The following is a 15,285-nucleotide window of genomic DNA, read 5'->3' as shown; positions in this document are numbered from 1 at the left end:
CTGCGAGGCTGCGTACGAGGTGGGCGGCATTCCGACGCAGTCCTCGCCAAACCTACTTGCGCGGGTTGCCTGGAAGATCGCAGCGCACGGTTTTGCGGCCCCTACGGGGCCGTACGCGGCCTCGCGTGCTCGGCAGCGGCTACGGGACGTATTCCAGGCGAATCGCCAGGTGGCTTACAGGCCGGCGGCCGCCAGCTGCGGCGCTACCCATTCGCTGACCTTGAACGGCTTGCGGATCAGCCGCTGTTGCGCGGCGAGGTCCACGGCGTCTTGCAGTTTGCCGAGGAACACCGGGTCCAGGCTGGAGGGGAAGACTTCGCTGAGGTTCTGGTCCTTGAGGTCCTGCTGCAGGATCACCGGCGGGTAGCTGGCCAGGCCCGACACCAGGTCGATATAGGCCTGCTTGTTGCTGTCCTGGGTCAGCCATTGCACCGCCTGCTGCTGGGCCTTGAGCAGTTTTTCCACGGCCTCGGGATGGGCATCGACGAACGCGCCGCTGGCCACCAGCACCGCCTGCACGCTGCCGGCGCCGCCCAGGTCCTTGGTGTTCAGCGGCACCTCGGCCAGGCCCTTGGCCTGCAATGCCGTCAGCCCGGAACCGCCCCAGGAGGCGTCGATCTGCCGGGCGGCCAGCGCCGCCACCGCGGCATTGAAATCCAGGTTGATGATTTTCAGGTCCTTCTCGCTCAGGCCCTGGCTGGCCAGCGCCGCGTCCAGCGACAGCTGGGTGGCCGTGCCGCGGAACACCGCCAGGCGCTTGCCCTTGAGGTCTTGCAGGGTCTTGATTCCCGAACCCGGGACCACCCCCAGGTATTGCTTAACCCCGCGCGCGGTAGCGCTGAGCAGCCGGGTATCGAGGCCGTTGGACTTGCCGATGATCGCCGCCAGGTCGCCCAGGTAGGCCAGGTCCACCTGACCGTTGGCAAAGGCCTCGTTGATCACCGGGCCGGCGCCCTTGAAGTAATTCCACTGGATGCTGACGCCCTGGTCGGCGAAAGCCTTCTCGAAGATCTGCTGCTGGCGCAACACATCGGTGATGCCGCCGCCGCTGTGCCCGGTGCCGGCGCTGAGGTCCGGCACGGCGATGCGGATCTGCTTGAGCTCATCGGCCTGGGCCAGCACTGGCAGGCAGCCCAGGAGCCCCGCCAGGGCCGGCGCGGCGAACAGGCTGAGGACGCGTTTGAAGGGAAGGTTCATAAGGTGCGGCTCCTGGCTGCGACGGGCATTGAGGAGCAGAAGGTAGGCCGAAGGCGACCCGGGCTTTAAATACTATAAATTCACATTTTAATAACCTTATCGAATAAATCAGCCAGGACGGGGCTCTTGGCGCCGTATGCATGGACAGCATCGAAAATATTCTTCAAATGCATTGGATGCTGCGGGCCTGGAGGCCTTAAATGGCCTCTCTTATCTCCCAATAGCATCGATATAACTTTTTATATAACCAAAATATCAAACCAACACACCCCCCTGTAGGAGCGAGCTTGCTCGCGATAGCGGCCTCAAGGCCGCACCCAGGCCACCAGCGGCCTGTGGCCTATCGCGAGCCCGCTCGCTCCTACGGAAAAAACAGAGGGCGCCCGGACAGCAGGGACGCTCGAAAACCCGACAACGGAGTTCGTCCATGGCCCGTGTTTCCCTTCTCAGCTTGCCGTTGGCCGCGCCCGTCGATAAACCGCTGTCGTGGCCGCGGATCAACCGACGGCTGTTGCCCTGGCTGCTGCCCCTGGGCCTGTTCGCCCTGTGGTGGCTGGCCAGCCGCAACGGCTGGATGAGCGAGCAGATCCTGCCGGCGCCGACGCTGGTCTGGCACAGCGCCCTGGAACTGGCCGGCGGCGAGTTGTGGAGCCATCTGGCGATCAGCCTGCAACGACTGTTCTGGGGCCTGCTGGCGGGTATCGGCGCCGGCGCCGTGCTCGGTGCGGCGCTGGGCGCCAGCCAGCGCCTGGAACGGCTGGTTTTCCCCACCTTCGCCGCTTTGTCCCAGGTCCCGACCCTGGCCTGGATTCCACTGTTCATGGTGTTTTTCGGCATCGGCGAACTGCTCAAGCTGGTGGTGCTGGTCAAGGCCATCGTGGTGCCGGTGACCCTGCATACCCTGGTCGGCGTGCGCGACGCCCAGCCCAAATTGCGCGAAGCCGCCGCGGTGCTGCGCCTGCCACCGCATTTACTGATCCGCCGCCTGGTGCTGCCCGCCGCCCTGCCAGCCTTCATGGCCGGCGTGCGCCTGGCCCTGGCCGCCGGCTGGACCTCGTTGCTGGCGGTCGAGCTGCTGGCTTCCAGCGAAGGCATCGGCTACCTGATGGTCTGGGCGCGCCAGCTGTTCATGCTGGATATCGTCTTCGTCTGCATCGTGGTCATAGGCGTGATCGGCGTGGCCATGGACCGCGGCATCGGCCTGCTGGACAAGGCCCTGGTGCACTGGCCCCACCCGGCCATCGCGCAGATCCGCCGCGGCCCGCGCTATCAAGGCTGGCAACGCGTGCAACCGTGGCTGCTGCCGCTGTTGCTACTGGCGCTGTGGCAACTGGCGAACCAGCAGGAGTGGGTCGACGCCAATATCCTGGTCAGCCCGCTGGCGGTGCTCGACACCGCCTGGAACGGCCTGCTCGACGGCACGCTGTCCAGCGGCCTGGCCCTGAGCCTGGAGCGCACCCTCGGCGGCCTGCTGCTGGGCGGCGGCCTGGGGTTCGCCCTGGGCCTGCTGCTGGGCCTGTCGCCCCTGAGCGAACGCCTTTTAGGGCCGACCCTGGCGGCGCTCCGGCAGATCGCGATCTTCGCCTGGGTGCCGCTGCTCACCGCCTGGTTCGGCCTGGGCGAGCTGGCGAAATGGGTGTTTGTCGCCCTGGCCGCGTTCTTCCCGCTGTTCATCGCCACCCAGCGCGGCGTCGCCAACCTGTCGCCGCAACTGGCGGAGGCGGCCCAGGTGCTGCGCCTGAACCTCTGGCAGCGCCTGCGCCGCCTGGTGCTGCCGGGCGCCGCGCCGGGGATCTTCGCCGGCCTGCGCCTGAGCCTGATCTACGCCTGGCTGGGCACCATCGGCGCGGAATATTTCATGCCGTCCAACGGCGGCATCGGCAGCCAGATGATCGGCGCCCAGCAGTTGCTGCGCATGGACCTGATCATGGCCGGCATGCTCCTGGTCGGCCTCACCGGCGCCCTGCTCAACCTGATCGGCCAACAGCTCGAACGTCGCGCCACCCGCTGGAGACACGCATGAACGCACTCGCATCGCCACCCGCCCCCATCGTCAGCTTCGATCAGGTGGGCAAGAGCTTCGAGGTCGCCGGCGGCGAACTCGAAGCGATCCGCGACTTCAACCTGGCAATCGCCGAGGGCGAATTCGTCGCCATCGTCGGCGCCAGCGGCTGCGGCAAGTCCACCCTGCTGCGCCTGCTGATCGGCCTGGACACGCAGTTTCGCGGCGAGATTCGCGTCGACGGCAAGGCCGTCAGCGGCATCGGCGGCGAGCGCGGCATCGTGTTCCAGGAGCACCGCCTGTTCCCCTGGCTGACGGTCGAGGAAAACATCGGCCTGGGCCTGGTCAACGAACCCTTGGGCGCCGCCGAACGCCATGCCCGCATCGGCGAATTCGTCGAGCTGGTGGGCCTCGCCGACTTCGCCCGCGCCTACCCGCACCAGCTCTCCGGCGGCATGGCGCAACGGGTGGCCATCGCCCGCGGCCTGGTAGCCAGCCCGCGCATCCTGCTGCTGGACGAACCCTTCGGCGCCCTCGATGCGCTGACCCGTCAGCAAATGCAGGACGAGCTGCTGGCGATCCGCGAGCGCGCGCGGATCACCACGGTGCTGGTGACCCACGACGTCGAGGAGGCGATCTTCCTCGCCGACCGCGTGATGGTGATGGAACCGCGCCCCGGGCGCATCAAGCGGGTGGTCGAGGTCGCCCTGCCCCATCCGCGCCAGCGCAGCGCTTTCGACTTCCACCAGCTGCGCGAAGAACTGCTCCACGAACTGACCAGCGACTATCACTACCAGGCGCCCTTGCCGGCGCAGATCCGTGACTTGCCGCTGGCCTTCATTGCTTGCTGAACAGGAGTGCATCGATGCCGCAACGTCCCAATTTCCTGGTGATCCTCGCCGACGACCTGGGCTTCTCCGACCTTGGCGCGTTCGGCGGCGAAATCGCCACGCCGAACGCGGAAAAACAGCGGTTGCCTCACCCAATTGACTGAAACGCCAATTCGACGTCAGGGAACCCAACAAAGTCTGGGTCATCGATATCGCGTAGATCCGGACCTATCAGGGCTGGCTGTATTTGGTCGTGGCGCTCGATCTGTATTCATGTATGGGCGGCCAGATCAAAAATTAACTTTAGGTTGTTGAAAGTGCTTTATATAAAACATTCAACATGTTTGGCCGGTCAGTCTGAACATGGCTGAGCAACACAATCTCTCTGTCATACCGAGCATTGCCTACCCAGTCCACAGCGCACTTATGGCCCCACTGTTCAAAGCCTGACCAATACGGCACAAGACTGACGCCAAGACCTTCGGTTACCAACATGGCAATTGTCTCTAGTGCGTCCAGATCCACCAGTGGCGTCGGCATTAAGCCATTGTCTGCCAAGTAATGCTCAGCATGACGTCCGCCCCACGAATCTGGATCGTACCGAATATAGGAATGGGTTTGCAGTTGAACAAGGATACTGTCCGGGGACTTATCCTTCGACAGGAAAACCAGTGGCTCCTTTCGTAATGACGCCATGCGCAAAGCTTTTGGCACTTCAAAAGGCGGAGCTACCAATATGGCAGCATCCAGTTCGTCTGAGAGCAGTGCTTGATATAACGAACGCGATGTTCCTGGCACTATAACCGGTTTGAGGCTTGGCGCTAACTCGGTCAGGGCCCGCAATCCTCGGGGTAACAGGCCGGTCAGAACGGTCGAAATTGCGCCTATTCTCAACGGTCCCGTAAGCCCTCCTACGTCGGCGTCACCCGCTAATAACGCGACTTCGCGAACGATGCGTTTAGCTCTGGGCAATAGAGCAAGACAAGCTTCACTCGGCTTAGCCGCGTGCCCGACGCGAGACAGTAGTTCAAAGCCGAGCTGCCGCTCGAGCGCGAGAATTCGCTGACTGATCGCAGCAGCCGTCAGCCCTTCAACTCGTGCGGCATGGGCTATGGAGCCGCATTCCACAACAGTGATAAGGCTTCTCAGATAACGGGTATCCATAAGAAATTCTTTCTATGGTAGAAAAAATTAAATGCTATCTCTTTTCATAAAACCAGCACAAGCTTTGTCCGGCACAGTCATTTCCACTCATTGGTGTTTTTAGGAGCGCCCCTATGCAGTCGATTTTTCATTTTGCTTATCACGTCCGCGACTTGGAGCTTTCCCGCCAGTTCTACTGTGATTTGCTGGGTTGTGAGGAGGGTCGTAGCACCGATACATGGATAGACGTCAACTTTTTCGGGCATCAGTTATCGCTGCACTTGGGCGAACCATTTCCTGTGACTAATACAGGCAAGGTTGGCAACCACATGGTGCCGATGCCTCATCTTGGAGTGATCCTGAAAATGTCAGATTGGCTTGTTTTAAAAGACCGCTTGATCAAGGCCGACATGAAGTTTGTTCTCCCACCTAATATCCGCTTTCCAGGAGAGGCCGGTGAACAAGCGACCATGTTCTTCCTGGACCCCGCCGGAAATCCTATTGAGATAAAAGGTTTCAATAATCTGGAATTAGTTTACGCAACTTGAAATTCTTCCCAGCATTGCAACTTCCGTAAATATCAATTCTTCAAGGGATGACTAACACCAGGATTAACTCATCCGGTTAATTCATCGAGCAACTGCCAGAACTCGACAAAACTCAAGCTCCTGACAAAAACAACAACGGCATACAAACTTGAGGTATTGAAATGAATATTTTCAAACTTACCCGGATCGCACTAACTGTAGTGCCTATGATCGGGGCTAGCAGTGCAGCCTTGGCAGGCTCCACGCTGGATGCCATTCAGAAGAAAGGTTTCATTCAATGTGGCGTCTCCGATGGGTTGCCAGGTTTCTCCGTTCCGGATTCCACGGGCAAGATTGTTGGTATAGACGCCGACGTCTGCCGCGCCGTGGCCGCCGCGGTATTCGGCGATGCGACCAAAGTGAAGTTCAGCCAATTGAACGCCAAGGAGCGCTTCACCGCCCTGCAGTCAGGCGAAATCGACGTACTGTCGCGCAACACCACCTGGTCCAGTTCTCGAGACTCGGGCATGGGTCTGAAATTTCCTGGTTTCATCACCTATTACGACGGTGTGGGCTTCCTGGCCAACAACAAGCTGGGCGTGAAAAGTGCCAAGGAACTGGATGGGGCAACCATCTGTATTCAAGCCGGCACCACCACCGAGCTGAACGTGTCCGACTACTTCCGAGCCAACGGCCTGAAGTACACCACGATCACCTTCGACACCTCCGATGAAAGCGCCAAGTCGCTGGAGTCCGGTCGTTGCGACGTACTGAGCTCCGACAAGTCCCAGTTGTATGCACAGCGCAGCAAACTGGCTTCGCCGAAGGATTATGTGGTTCTGCCGGAAACCATTTCCAAGGAGCCCCTGGGCCCGGTCGTGCGTAATGGCGACGACGAGTGGCTAGCGATCGTTCGCTGGGTTGGCTACGCAATGCTCAATGCTGAAGAGGCGGGCATCACTTCCAAAAACGTCGCTGAAGAAGCCAAGTCGACCAAGAACCCGGACGTTGCCCGTCTGTTGGGTGCTGACGGCGAGTACGGCAAGGACCTGAAGCTGCCGAAGGACTGGGTAGTACAGATCGTCAAGCAAGTCGGCAACTACGGTGAAGTGTTCGAGAAGAGCCTCGGCAAGAGCACTCCGCTGGAAATCGACCGTGGGCTGAACGCGCTGTGGAACTTGGGTGGTATCCAGTACGCACCTCCAGTGCGCTGATCAATCCTGCCCTGGCAATATTTTTGCCAGGGTTGTTCCAAAGCATTTTCACTGGGGCACTTCATGCAAAATCATATCGTCCTACCCAATAGATTTTCCCTGACAGATCCACGTGTACGTGCATGGCTATTCCAGACCTTCACCGTTGTCGCGGTGGTCGCGATGGGCTGGTTCCTGTTCAACAACACTCAAACCAACCTTGCGCACCGGGGCATCACCTCCGGTTTCGACTTCCTCGAGCGCAGCGCCGGCTTCGGCATCGCCCAGCACCTGATCGCCTACACCGAAGCGGACAGTTATGCCCGGGTCTTCGTGATCGGCTTGCTCAACACCCTTTTGGTGACGTTCATCGGGGTGATCCTGGCGACCATCCTCGGGTTCATCATCGGGGTGGCGCGTCTGTCGCAGAACTGGATCATCAGCAAACTGGCGACCGTGTATGTGGAAGTGTTCCGCAACATTCCGCCGTTGCTGCAAATTCTGTTCTGGTATTTCGCGGTGTTCCTGACCATGCCGGGGCCGCGCAACAGCCATAACTTCGGCGACACCTTCTTTGTCAGCAGCCGCGGCCTGAACATGCCGGCGGCCCTGATGGCCGAAGGGTTCTGGCCGTTCGTGGCGAGCATCGTCGTGGCCATCGTCGCTATTGCGCTGATGGCTCGTTGGGCTAACCGGCGCTTCGAGGCGACCGGCGTGCCGTTCCACAAGTTCTGGGCCGGGCTGGCGCTGTTCCTGGCGATCCCGGCGTTGTGCATGCTGGTCTTTGGCGTCCCGGTGCACTGGGAAATGCCGAAGCTGGCGGGTTTCAACTTCGTCGGCGGCTGGGTGCTGATCCCGGAACTGCTGGCCCTGACCCTGGCCCTGACCGTCTACACCGCGGCGTTCATCGCCGAGATCGTGCGTTCGGGGATCAAGTCGGTCAGCCACGGCCAGACCGAGGCGGCCCGTTCCCTGGGCCTGCGCAACGGCCCGACGCTGCGCAAGGTGATTATCCCGCAGGCCCTGCGCGTGATCATTCCGCCGCTGACCAGCCAGTACCTGAACCTGGCGAAGAACTCGTCCCTGGCCGCCGGTATCGGCTACCCGGAAATGGTTTCGCTGTTCGCCGGCACCGTGCTCAACCAGACCGGCCAGGCCATCGAAGTCATTGCCATCACCATGAGCGTGTACCTGGCGATCAGCATCAGCATTTCCCTGCTGATGAACTGGTACAACAAGCGCATTGCGCTGATCGAGCGGTGAGGAAACGCGCATGAGTACCCATACCTTCAAACCCGACATGCCCCCGCCGAGCAGCAGCATCGGCGTGCTGGCCTGGATGCGGGCCAATATGTTCTCCAGCTGGCTCAACACCCTGCTGACCCTGTTCGCCTTCTACCTGATCTGGCTGGTGGTGCCGCCGATTCTCAGCTGGGCGATTTTCGACGCCAACTGGGTCGGCACCACCCGCGCCGACTGCACGAAGGAAGGCGCCTGCTGGGTGTTCATCCAGCAGCGTTTCGGCCAGTTCATGTACGGCTACTACCCGAGCGAGCTGCGCTGGCGCGTCGACCTGACCGTGTGGCTGGCGGTCATCGGCGTGGCGCCGCTGTTCATCTCGCGCTTTGCGCGCAAGGCGATCTACGGCCTGGGCTTCCTGGTGCTGTACCCGATCGTTGCCTACACCCTGCTGCACGGTGGGCATTTCGGCCTGAGCAACGTGGCGACCAGCCAATGGGGCGGCCTGATGCTGACCCTGGTGATTGCCACCGTCGGCATCGCCGGCGCCTTGCCATTGGGCATCGTGCTGGCCCTGGGGCGGCGCTCGAACATGCCGGCCATTCGCGTGGTCTGCGTGACCTTCATCGAGTTCTGGCGCGGCGTACCGTTGATCACCGTGCTGTTCATGTCCTCGGTGATGCTGCCGCTGTTCCTGCCCGAAGGCATGAACTTCGACAAGCTGCTGCGGGCGCTGATCGGGGTGATCCTGTTCCAGTCGGCCTATGTCGCCGAAGTGGTGCGCGGCGGTTTGCAGGCGATTCCCAAGGGGCAGTACGAAGCCGCCGCGGCGATGGGCCTGGGCTACTGGCGCGCCATGGGCCTGGTGATACTGCCGCAAGCCCTGAAGCTGGTGATTCCCGGCATCGTCAATACCTTCATCGCCCTGTTCAAGGACACGAGCCTGGTGATCATCATCGGCCTGTTCGACCTGCTCAACAGCGTCAAGCAAGCGGCCGCCGATCCGAAATGGCTGGGCATGGCCACCGAAGGCTACGTGTTCGCCGCCCTGGTGTTCTGGATTTTCTGTTTTGGTATGTCGCGCTATTCCATGCATCTGGAACGCAAGCTCGACACTGGCCACAAGCGTTAGGAGTTTCTCGATGAGCGAAGCAATCAAAAAGCCTGTGGGCCCTGAAGGCATTATTCAGATGCAGGGCGTGAACAAGTGGTACGGCCAGTTCCACGTGCTCAAGGACATCAACCTCAATGTCAGGCAGGGCGAGCGTATTGTCCTGTGCGGGCCTTCGGGCTCGGGCAAGTCCACCACCATCCGCTGCCTCAACCGCCTGGAAGAACACCAGCAGGGCCGCATCGTGGTCGATGGCGTGGAGCTGACCAACGACCTCAAGCAGATTGAAGCGATCCGCCGCGAAGTCGGCATGGTGTTCCAGCATTTCAACCTGTTCCCGCACCTGACCATCCTGCAGAACTGCACCCTGGCGCCGATGTGGGTGCGCAAGATGCCCAAGCGCAAGGCCGAGGAAATCGCCATGCATTACCTGGAGCGCGTACGCATTCCGGAGCAGGCGAACAAGTACCCGGGCCAGCTCTCCGGCGGCCAGCAGCAACGCGTGGCGATTGCCCGCGCGCTGTGCATGAAACCGAAGATCATGCTGTTCGACGAGCCGACCTCGGCCCTCGACCCGGAAATGGTCAAGGAGGTGCTGGACACCATGATCGGCCTGGCCGAAGACGGCATGACCATGCTCTGCGTGACCCACGAAATGGGTTTCGCCCGTACCGTGGCCAACCGGGTGATCTTCATGGACAAAGGCGAAATCGTCGAACAGGCCGCGCCGAACGACTTCTTCGACAACCCGCAGAACGACCGCACCAGGCTGTTCCTGAGCCAGATCCTGCACTGAATAACCGAATACACATAGTGGCCGACCCCCTATTGGAGATGGAACTCGAAACTCCATCAGTTGGCTACAAGACAACCATTTAATTAGTCGTCGGGTTATCAGTGGCCCAAAGGAACAATATGCATAATTTTAGTAATTTTGATGCAACTGCCATTTCGCAACTGGTACGTTCGGATGTCGTGAGCAAAGAGACGGTAGTCGAATATTTTCTTGAACGTGTTGAGTCGCGAGAGCAGAGCATAAATGCTTTCGTTTCATTCGCCCCCGACTGGGTGCGGGCTCAAGCTAGCCAATTAACAACGACTAGAACAAAAGGTCTCCTGGAAGGTGTTCCAGTGGGGATCAAAGATAACTATGACACTGTGGATCATCCCACCCGTTTTTACTCTCCGATCTATGATGACAACTGCCCATCGCGGGATGCGCATGTCGTCTCACTCCTGCGCCAGGCTGGGGCAGTCATTATGGGTAAGACCCACACCACCGAATTTGCTTACATGCATACCGGCCCCACCCACAACCCACATGATCTAGACAGAACGCCTGGAAGTTCCAGTGCCGGATCGGCAGCGGGGATGGCTGCTGGTTTTTTCCCGGTTGCCTTGGGAACACAGACGGCAGGATCACTGATAAAACCCGCATCCTATTGTGGACTTTATGCCTTCAAGCCTTCGTATGGGTTGGTTTCTCTTGAGGGGGTAAAACCATTAGCACCAAGCTTCGACACGGTGGGCTGGTATGGCCGCTCCGTTCGTGACCTGGACCTGATCGCTCGAGTCTTGATTCCCGGTTTTCCGGAGCGCACTCATGAAAGCCGTTTACGGTCGTTCGGATTTTGTCGTACGGCCCGTTGGGATCAGATGGACAAGGATGTGGCCAAATCACTGGAAGCCGCTGTAGAAACTCTGCGATCGGCAGGACATCAAGTGAGCGAGGTACTGCTGCCCGAGGAGTTTTCCACTGTATTTGATGACCATCAAATAATAAACGATTGCGAGGGAGCCAGATCTCTCTCCACAGAACTAAAAATGCATCCGGACAAACTGAGCGTAGAACTGTTAGCAATGTTCGAGCGCGCTAGCCTAACAACCTGGGAGCAAGAGTCAGCGGCAAAAAGGCGTTTAGCAAAGTTGGCCACCGTTTTGGAAGAGATATTCAAGCCTTTTGACGCCGTCTTAGGCGCGAGCTGTGGCATCGTCGCCCCATTGGGCCTTGGAGCTACCGGGCCTTCCGATTTCATCAAGTTTTGGATGGCCTTTGGATTGCCTCAAATCAATATTCCTCTGGTTCGGGAAACAGGGGCACTTCCGGTAGGACTTCAAATGGTTGGAGGATTTAGAAACGACAGCACCCTGATACAAGCTGCCGAGCAGGTTGATGCGGTGCTGAGGGGGGGCCGGCTAATCGGTTGAACTCGGAATGCGCGGCCATTGGCAGCGGTATGCGGAGGAAATCGGGGTGGTCCTTAGCACGTCGCCGTTTCAGCCGGATTGATGGTGGCCGGTCAACCGCCATCGCGAGCAAGCTCGCTCCTACAGGTTATCCATGTACCTGTAGGAGCGAGCTTGCTCGCGATTGGCCCTCAACACCGCTACATCACGCCCTGACTCCCCTCGCCTCCTGCGGTGCCTCCAGCTCCTTGCGGGTAAAACGGTTGGCCCGGCCGAAGGTGCCGAAATCGTTGAAGCGCACCCCCATCTCGGCCATCACCTGGTGCGCCACCGGCGCGGTCAGCTGGCGGATGTAGAACGGTTCCTTGACCACGAAATGGTGGATGCCGTGGGTGCTGCCGAAGTTGCAGCAGAACGCCTGCAACGGCCACAGCCACCAGGGGTTGAGCACCTGGGTCTGCTGGATCACGTTGCCCGCTTCGATGTCGCCGTAGTAGTGCATGTTCGAGCTGACGAAGTGCAAGCAGAAGGTGCGCAGCACATTGGGACCGATGATCACCACCACGGCGATATCGATCACCTGCATCACGGCCAGGGTATTGGCCGACCAGTCGATAGGCGCGCCCAGCAACGCGGCAACGCCATTGACGGCGTGGAAACCGAGAAACACGTACCAGGCGCCCCAGTGCAACAGCGCCAGCGGCGCATAGACCTTCAGCGTGCGCTTGAGGATGTTGCGCTTGTGCGCCCAGGTCTTGGCCCGCAGGGTGCGGATCAGCGACGACATGACGTTGTCGCCGACCATCAGCAGGCGAGCAAGGCCCCAGGGCTCGCCGTTGGTGATCGCGCGCTCCTCCATGTCGGCCTCGGTGCCGGAGACCTTGTGGTGGTTGAGGTGCAGATGGCGGCGAATCCACGGGTTGATGGTGCTCGGCCGCGCCAGCCAGACCAGGCCCAGCATCAGGTTGTGGGGGATGCGCTGCTTGCGGAAATACATGCTGTGGATCAGGTCGTGTTCCAGCTCGTGGGTCAGCGAGGCGAAAAATGCGTTCAACAACAGGCACGCCCACCAGGCCATATAGCCGCCGACATAGAGCAGCGCCGAACCGCACATCCCGGCCAGGGCCAAGGCCAGGATGCCCGCGCCCAGGGCGTCCTGATGCTTGAGCACGGGGTAGCGCTCGCGCAGCTCGACGCCCCTGGCCAGCACCACCTCACGAATATGCGCCGATCGTTGCTGTGCATTCAGCCGGTCGGGACTTGCAGAAGTACCGTGCATGCTTCCATCCTCTGGTTATTGATGTTCGCATCCTGCCCTGCGCCCGTGCGCCGGGCGCTAGCCGCGGACGCCAACCTGTTGACCGGACGCGCCAACCGCCATGACCGAACCCACTTCCCTCGCCAGCTGGACCCGCGCCCTGCGCAAGCAGCTCGATGCCTTGGGCCTGGACAGCAACGCCCTGTGCCAGCAGGCCGGGCTCGACCCGCAACTGATGGACGACCCCAACGCCCGCTACCCGCTGTCGGGCACCACCCGCCTGTGGCACTTGGCGGTGCAGGCCAGCGGCGACCCGGCCATCGGCCTGCGGGTTTCGCGCTTCGTCAGCCCGACCACCTTCCATGCCCTGGGGTATGCGCTGGTGGCCAGCGGCAGCCTGCGGGAAGTGTTCGAGCGCATCGTGCGTTACCACCAGGTGGTCAGTGACGCCCTGGAGCTGGAACTGACCCGCACCGAGGACCGCTATCGCTTTCGCCTGAAGGTCCCCGAGGGCAACCCGGAGCCGGCGCCGGAGGCCATCGACGCCTTCGTCGCGATCTACGTGCGCACCTGCCGCAACCGCCTGGGCCGCGACTACGCGCCGCTGGCGGTGTACCTGCGGCGCGCCGAGCCGGCCGACCCCAAGCCGTGGCATACGGTGTTTCGCTCACCGGTGTTTTTTGCCGCCGACGAGGACCGCCTGGAATTCGGCCTGCACGATTTCGATAGCCACCTGGACGACGCCAACCCGGAGCTGGCCGAACACAACGAGGCGGTGCTCAAGCGCACCCTGGCCCAGCTGCAACCGCTGACGTGGGAGCGCAAGGTGCGCGGGGTCATCGAGGCCCAGTTGCCGGAAGGCGAACCCTCGGCCGAGCGCGTGGCCCAGGCCCTGCACCTGAGCCTGCGCAGCCTGCAACGGCACCTGGCGGACGAAGGCTGCCGCTTCGACACCCTGCTCGCCGAATGCCGGGAAAACCTCGCCCTGCTGCACCTGCGCGACCCGCAATGTTCCCTGAGCGAGATCAGTTACCTGCTGGGTTTCGCCGACGCCAGCAGCTTCAGCCGCGCCTTCAAGCGCTGGACCGGGATGACCCCGGGGCAGTTTCGCGATGGGTTGCGTTAGGCCGGGATTGGCGTTGGCAGTGCCGGCCTCATCGCGAGCAAGCTCGCTCCTACAGGTTATTTATGTACCTGTAGGAGCGAGCTTGCTCGCGATAGCGATCTGCAGGTCACCCCCCGGCCAGGAGCCGCAACCGATCTTCGTCGAGGATCTCGATCTCGCCGTAACCGAGCTTGAGAATGCCTTGGCCCTGCAAGTCCTTGAGGATCTGGTTGGTGGTCTGGCGCGACAGCGAGAGCATCAGCGCCAACTGCTCCTGGGGCAGGTGCAGGACCCGGCGCGGGGTGTCGGTCTCGCCGTAGCCGCGGGCGATCATCCACAGCCGGTTGGCCACCCGCGCCGGGGCCGGCATCAGGCTCAACTGTTCGAGGTTGATAAAGGTCAGGCGCAGTTTGTGGCTCATCAACAGCGCCAGTTGTCGCCAGTACTGCGGGTGCGCGTCGAGCAATTCGAGCAGCACCGTGTGCGGCACGTTGAGCAGCGCGCACTGGCCCACGGCATAGGCGTCGTGGGTGCGCGGCTGGCCGTCGAACAGGCAGATCTCGCCGAACCAGTGCGGCGCTTCCACCAGGCTCAGCAGCGCTTCCTTGCCCTCTTCGCTGACCGCGCCGATGCGCACCGTGCCTTCCAGCACCGCATACAGGCCGCAAGGCGGATCGCCGCGCTGGAACAGGCGCTGGCCCGGGCCCAGCACGCGCAGACGGGCGCTGCCCAGCAAACTATTCTGTAAATCAGCGGGCAAGTGGCTGAACCACTGGCCGCTTATCAGGCGCTCGCGCCAGACCTGCATATTCATCGATGGTTTTATCCAAACGGGCCGCGCGCCGATTGTCGCCTAGCCGACAGAACCGGCGACCGGCACAGGGCATGATTCGATCACCCTACAGGAGGAACAACAATGAAAAGCCTCGTCGACCATCTCAGTCAATACGCCGCCTACCATCGAGATCCGCGCAATATCGCCAGCCACTTTATCGGCATTCCGCTGATCGTGGTGGCGGTGGCGGTACTGTTGTCGCGCCCGGCCTGGCCGGTCGCCGGCCTATGGCTGTCGCCGGCGGTGCTGCTGGCCCTGGCGTCGTGCTGGTTCTACCTGCGCCTGGAACTGCGCCTGGGTGTGCTGATGAGCGTGCTGATGGGCCTGTCGGTGTGGGCCGGGCAGGCGCTGGCGCAATACAGCACCCCGGTCTGGCTGGCCAGCGGCGTGGGCATGTTCGTGGTCGGCTGGGCGATCCAGTTCGTCGGCCATTACTACGAAGGGCGCAAGCCGGCCTTCGTCGACGATGTCTCGGGGCTGATCGTCGGGCCGTTGTTCGTGGTGGCGGAACTGGCGTTCATGCTCGGGCTGCGCCAGGCGCTCAAGCAGGAGATCGAAGCGCGGGCGGGGGGTGTGCGGGTCAATCCGAAGCGCGCTGCCATTTAGATCGTTATCGCGGGCAAGCCTCGCTCCTACGGGAGCGAGCGGGCGGCGATCC

At 61.4% G+C, this 15,285-nt stretch carries 14 protein-coding genes and 1 pseudogene; 11 read left to right on the top strand and 4 right to left on the bottom strand.

What is annotated here, in order from left to right; all coding sequences use genetic code 11:
- Positions 1 to 174: 174 nt before the first annotated feature.
- Complete coding sequence (locus BTN82_RS00555; protein ID WP_075117240.1) at positions 175 to 1,197, bottom strand: ABC transporter substrate-binding protein; 1,023 nt, start codon at positions 1,195 to 1,197, stop codon at positions 175 to 177.
- A gap of 427 nt (positions 1,198 to 1,624) precedes the next feature.
- Here BTN82_RS00555 and BTN82_RS00550 point away from each other — a divergent pair, with 427 nt between their 5' ends.
- The 3 genes and pseudogenes from BTN82_RS00550 to BTN82_RS30815 form a co-directional block, all read left to right on the top strand.
- A complete protein-coding gene (locus BTN82_RS00550) occupies positions 1,625 to 3,220 on the top strand; it encodes an ABC transporter permease (RefSeq protein ID WP_075117239.1) in 1,596 nt (531 codons plus the stop codon).
- A complete protein-coding gene (locus BTN82_RS00545; RefSeq protein WP_075117238.1) occupies positions 3,217 to 4,050 on the top strand; it encodes an ABC transporter ATP-binding protein in 834 nt (277 codons plus the stop codon). Before BTN82_RS00550 ends, BTN82_RS00545 begins: the two co-directional genes overlap by 4 nt.
- A gap of 14 nt (positions 4,051 to 4,064) precedes the next feature.
- Positions 4,065 to 4,163: pseudogene (locus BTN82_RS30815) on the top strand (hypothetical protein); the annotation flags it as partial.
- A 169-nt stretch (positions 4,164 to 4,332) separates the two neighbouring features.
- On the opposite strand, the gene BTN82_RS00535 reads toward BTN82_RS30815, so the two are convergent.
- Entirely contained in the window at positions 4,333 to 5,193 is an 861-nt protein-coding gene (locus tag BTN82_RS00535) for a LysR family transcriptional regulator (protein WP_075117237.1), read from the bottom strand.
- Positions 5,194 to 5,306: 113 nt separating this feature from the next.
- Between BTN82_RS00535 and BTN82_RS00530 the strand changes: the two genes are divergently transcribed.
- The 6 genes from BTN82_RS00530 to BTN82_RS00505 all read left to right on the top strand — a co-directional run bounded on the left by BTN82_RS00530 (position 5,307) and on the right by BTN82_RS00505 (position 11,450).
- Positions 5,307 to 5,720, top strand: coding sequence for a VOC family protein (locus BTN82_RS00530; protein ID WP_075117236.1), 414 nt, complete (start codon positions 5,307 to 5,309; stop codon positions 5,718 to 5,720).
- Between the two features lie 161 nt (positions 5,721 to 5,881).
- The gene (locus tag BTN82_RS00525; RefSeq protein WP_075117235.1) at positions 5,882 to 6,913 is read left to right on the top strand and encodes an amino acid ABC transporter substrate-binding protein; all 1,032 of its coding nucleotides are present in this window, start codon (positions 5,882 to 5,884) and stop codon (positions 6,911 to 6,913) included.
- A gap of 63 nt (positions 6,914 to 6,976) precedes the next feature.
- Complete coding sequence (locus BTN82_RS00520; RefSeq protein ID WP_075117234.1) at positions 6,977 to 8,155, top strand: amino acid ABC transporter permease; 1,179 nt, start codon at positions 6,977 to 6,979, stop codon at positions 8,153 to 8,155.
- Positions 8,156 to 8,165: 10 nt separating this feature from the next.
- Positions 8,166 to 9,263 carry an amino acid ABC transporter permease gene (locus BTN82_RS00515; protein WP_075117233.1) on the top strand — a complete coding sequence of 366 codons (1,098 nt, stop codon included), beginning with the start codon at positions 8,166 to 8,168 and terminating at the stop codon, positions 9,261 to 9,263.
- 10 nt (positions 9,264 to 9,273) lie between these two features.
- The gene (locus BTN82_RS00510; protein ID WP_075117232.1) at positions 9,274 to 10,038 is read left to right on the top strand and encodes an amino acid ABC transporter ATP-binding protein; all 765 of its coding nucleotides are present in this window, start codon (positions 9,274 to 9,276) and stop codon (positions 10,036 to 10,038) included.
- Between the two features lie 119 nt (positions 10,039 to 10,157).
- Positions 10,158 to 11,450, top strand: coding sequence for an amidase (locus BTN82_RS00505; protein ID WP_075117231.1), 1,293 nt, complete (start codon positions 10,158 to 10,160; stop codon positions 11,448 to 11,450).
- Positions 11,451 to 11,634: 184 nt separating this feature from the next.
- On the opposite strand, the gene BTN82_RS00500 is transcribed toward BTN82_RS00505, so the two are convergent.
- Entirely contained in the window at positions 11,635 to 12,708 is a 1,074-nt protein-coding gene (locus BTN82_RS00500) for a fatty acid desaturase (protein ID WP_075117230.1), read from the bottom strand.
- 100 nt (positions 12,709 to 12,808) lie between these two features.
- Here BTN82_RS00500 and BTN82_RS00495 point away from each other — a divergent pair, with 100 nt between their 5' ends.
- Positions 12,809 to 13,813: an AraC family transcriptional regulator gene (locus BTN82_RS00495; protein ID WP_075117229.1), complete on the top strand. Its 1,005-nt coding sequence runs from the start codon at positions 12,809 to 12,811 to the stop codon at positions 13,811 to 13,813.
- 106 nt (positions 13,814 to 13,919) lie between these two features.
- On the opposite strand, the gene BTN82_RS00490 is transcribed toward BTN82_RS00495, so the two are convergent.
- Complete coding sequence (locus BTN82_RS00490; RefSeq protein WP_075117228.1) at positions 13,920 to 14,606, bottom strand: Crp/Fnr family transcriptional regulator; 687 nt, start codon at positions 14,604 to 14,606, stop codon at positions 13,920 to 13,922.
- Between the two features lie 102 nt (positions 14,607 to 14,708).
- Here BTN82_RS00490 and BTN82_RS00485 point away from each other — a divergent pair, with 102 nt between their 5' ends.
- A complete protein-coding gene (locus BTN82_RS00485) occupies positions 14,709 to 15,233 on the top strand; it encodes a DUF962 domain-containing protein (RefSeq protein ID WP_075117227.1) in 525 nt (174 codons plus the stop codon).
- Positions 15,234 to 15,285: the final 52 nt, after the last annotated feature.

The sequence above is a fragment of the Pseudomonas chlororaphis genome, from assembly GCF_001921865.1.
Taxonomy (GTDB): Bacteria; Pseudomonadota; Gammaproteobacteria; order Pseudomonadales; family Pseudomonadaceae; genus Aquipseudomonas; species Aquipseudomonas chlororaphis_D.
The sequence above is the reverse complement of the archived record's forward strand: the minus strand, read 5'-3'. Positions and strand labels throughout refer to the sequence as shown.

Coding starts and splice junctions, on each gene's coding strand:
- BTN82_RS00555 (WP_075117240.1), bottom strand. CDS start 1,197: ATGAACCTTCCCTTCAAACGCGTCCTCAGCCTGTTCGCCGCGCCGGCC.
- BTN82_RS00550 (WP_075117239.1), top strand. CDS start 1,625: ATGGCCCGTGTTTCCCTTCTCAGCTTGCCGTTGGCCGCGCCCGTCGAT.
- BTN82_RS00545 (WP_075117238.1), top strand. CDS start 3,217: ATGAACGCACTCGCATCGCCACCCGCCCCCATCGTCAGCTTCGATCAG.
- BTN82_RS00535 (WP_075117237.1), bottom strand. CDS start 5,193: ATGGATACCCGTTATCTGAGAAGCCTTATCACTGTTGTGGAATGCGGC.
- BTN82_RS00530 (WP_075117236.1), top strand. CDS start 5,307: ATGCAGTCGATTTTTCATTTTGCTTATCACGTCCGCGACTTGGAGCTT.
- BTN82_RS00525 (WP_075117235.1), top strand. CDS start 5,882: ATGAATATTTTCAAACTTACCCGGATCGCACTAACTGTAGTGCCTATG.
- BTN82_RS00520 (WP_075117234.1), top strand. CDS start 6,977: ATGCAAAATCATATCGTCCTACCCAATAGATTTTCCCTGACAGATCCA.
- BTN82_RS00515 (WP_075117233.1), top strand. CDS start 8,166: ATGAGTACCCATACCTTCAAACCCGACATGCCCCCGCCGAGCAGCAGC.
- BTN82_RS00510 (WP_075117232.1), top strand. CDS start 9,274: ATGAGCGAAGCAATCAAAAAGCCTGTGGGCCCTGAAGGCATTATTCAG.
- BTN82_RS00505 (WP_075117231.1), top strand. CDS start 10,158: ATGCATAATTTTAGTAATTTTGATGCAACTGCCATTTCGCAACTGGTA.
- BTN82_RS00500 (WP_075117230.1), bottom strand. CDS start 12,708: ATGCACGGTACTTCTGCAAGTCCCGACCGGCTGAATGCACAGCAACGA.
- BTN82_RS00495 (WP_075117229.1), top strand. CDS start 12,809: ATGACCGAACCCACTTCCCTCGCCAGCTGGACCCGCGCCCTGCGCAAG.
- BTN82_RS00490 (WP_075117228.1), bottom strand. CDS start 14,606: ATGAATATGCAGGTCTGGCGCGAGCGCCTGATAAGCGGCCAGTGGTTC.
- BTN82_RS00485 (WP_075117227.1), top strand. CDS start 14,709: ATGAAAAGCCTCGTCGACCATCTCAGTCAATACGCCGCCTACCATCGA.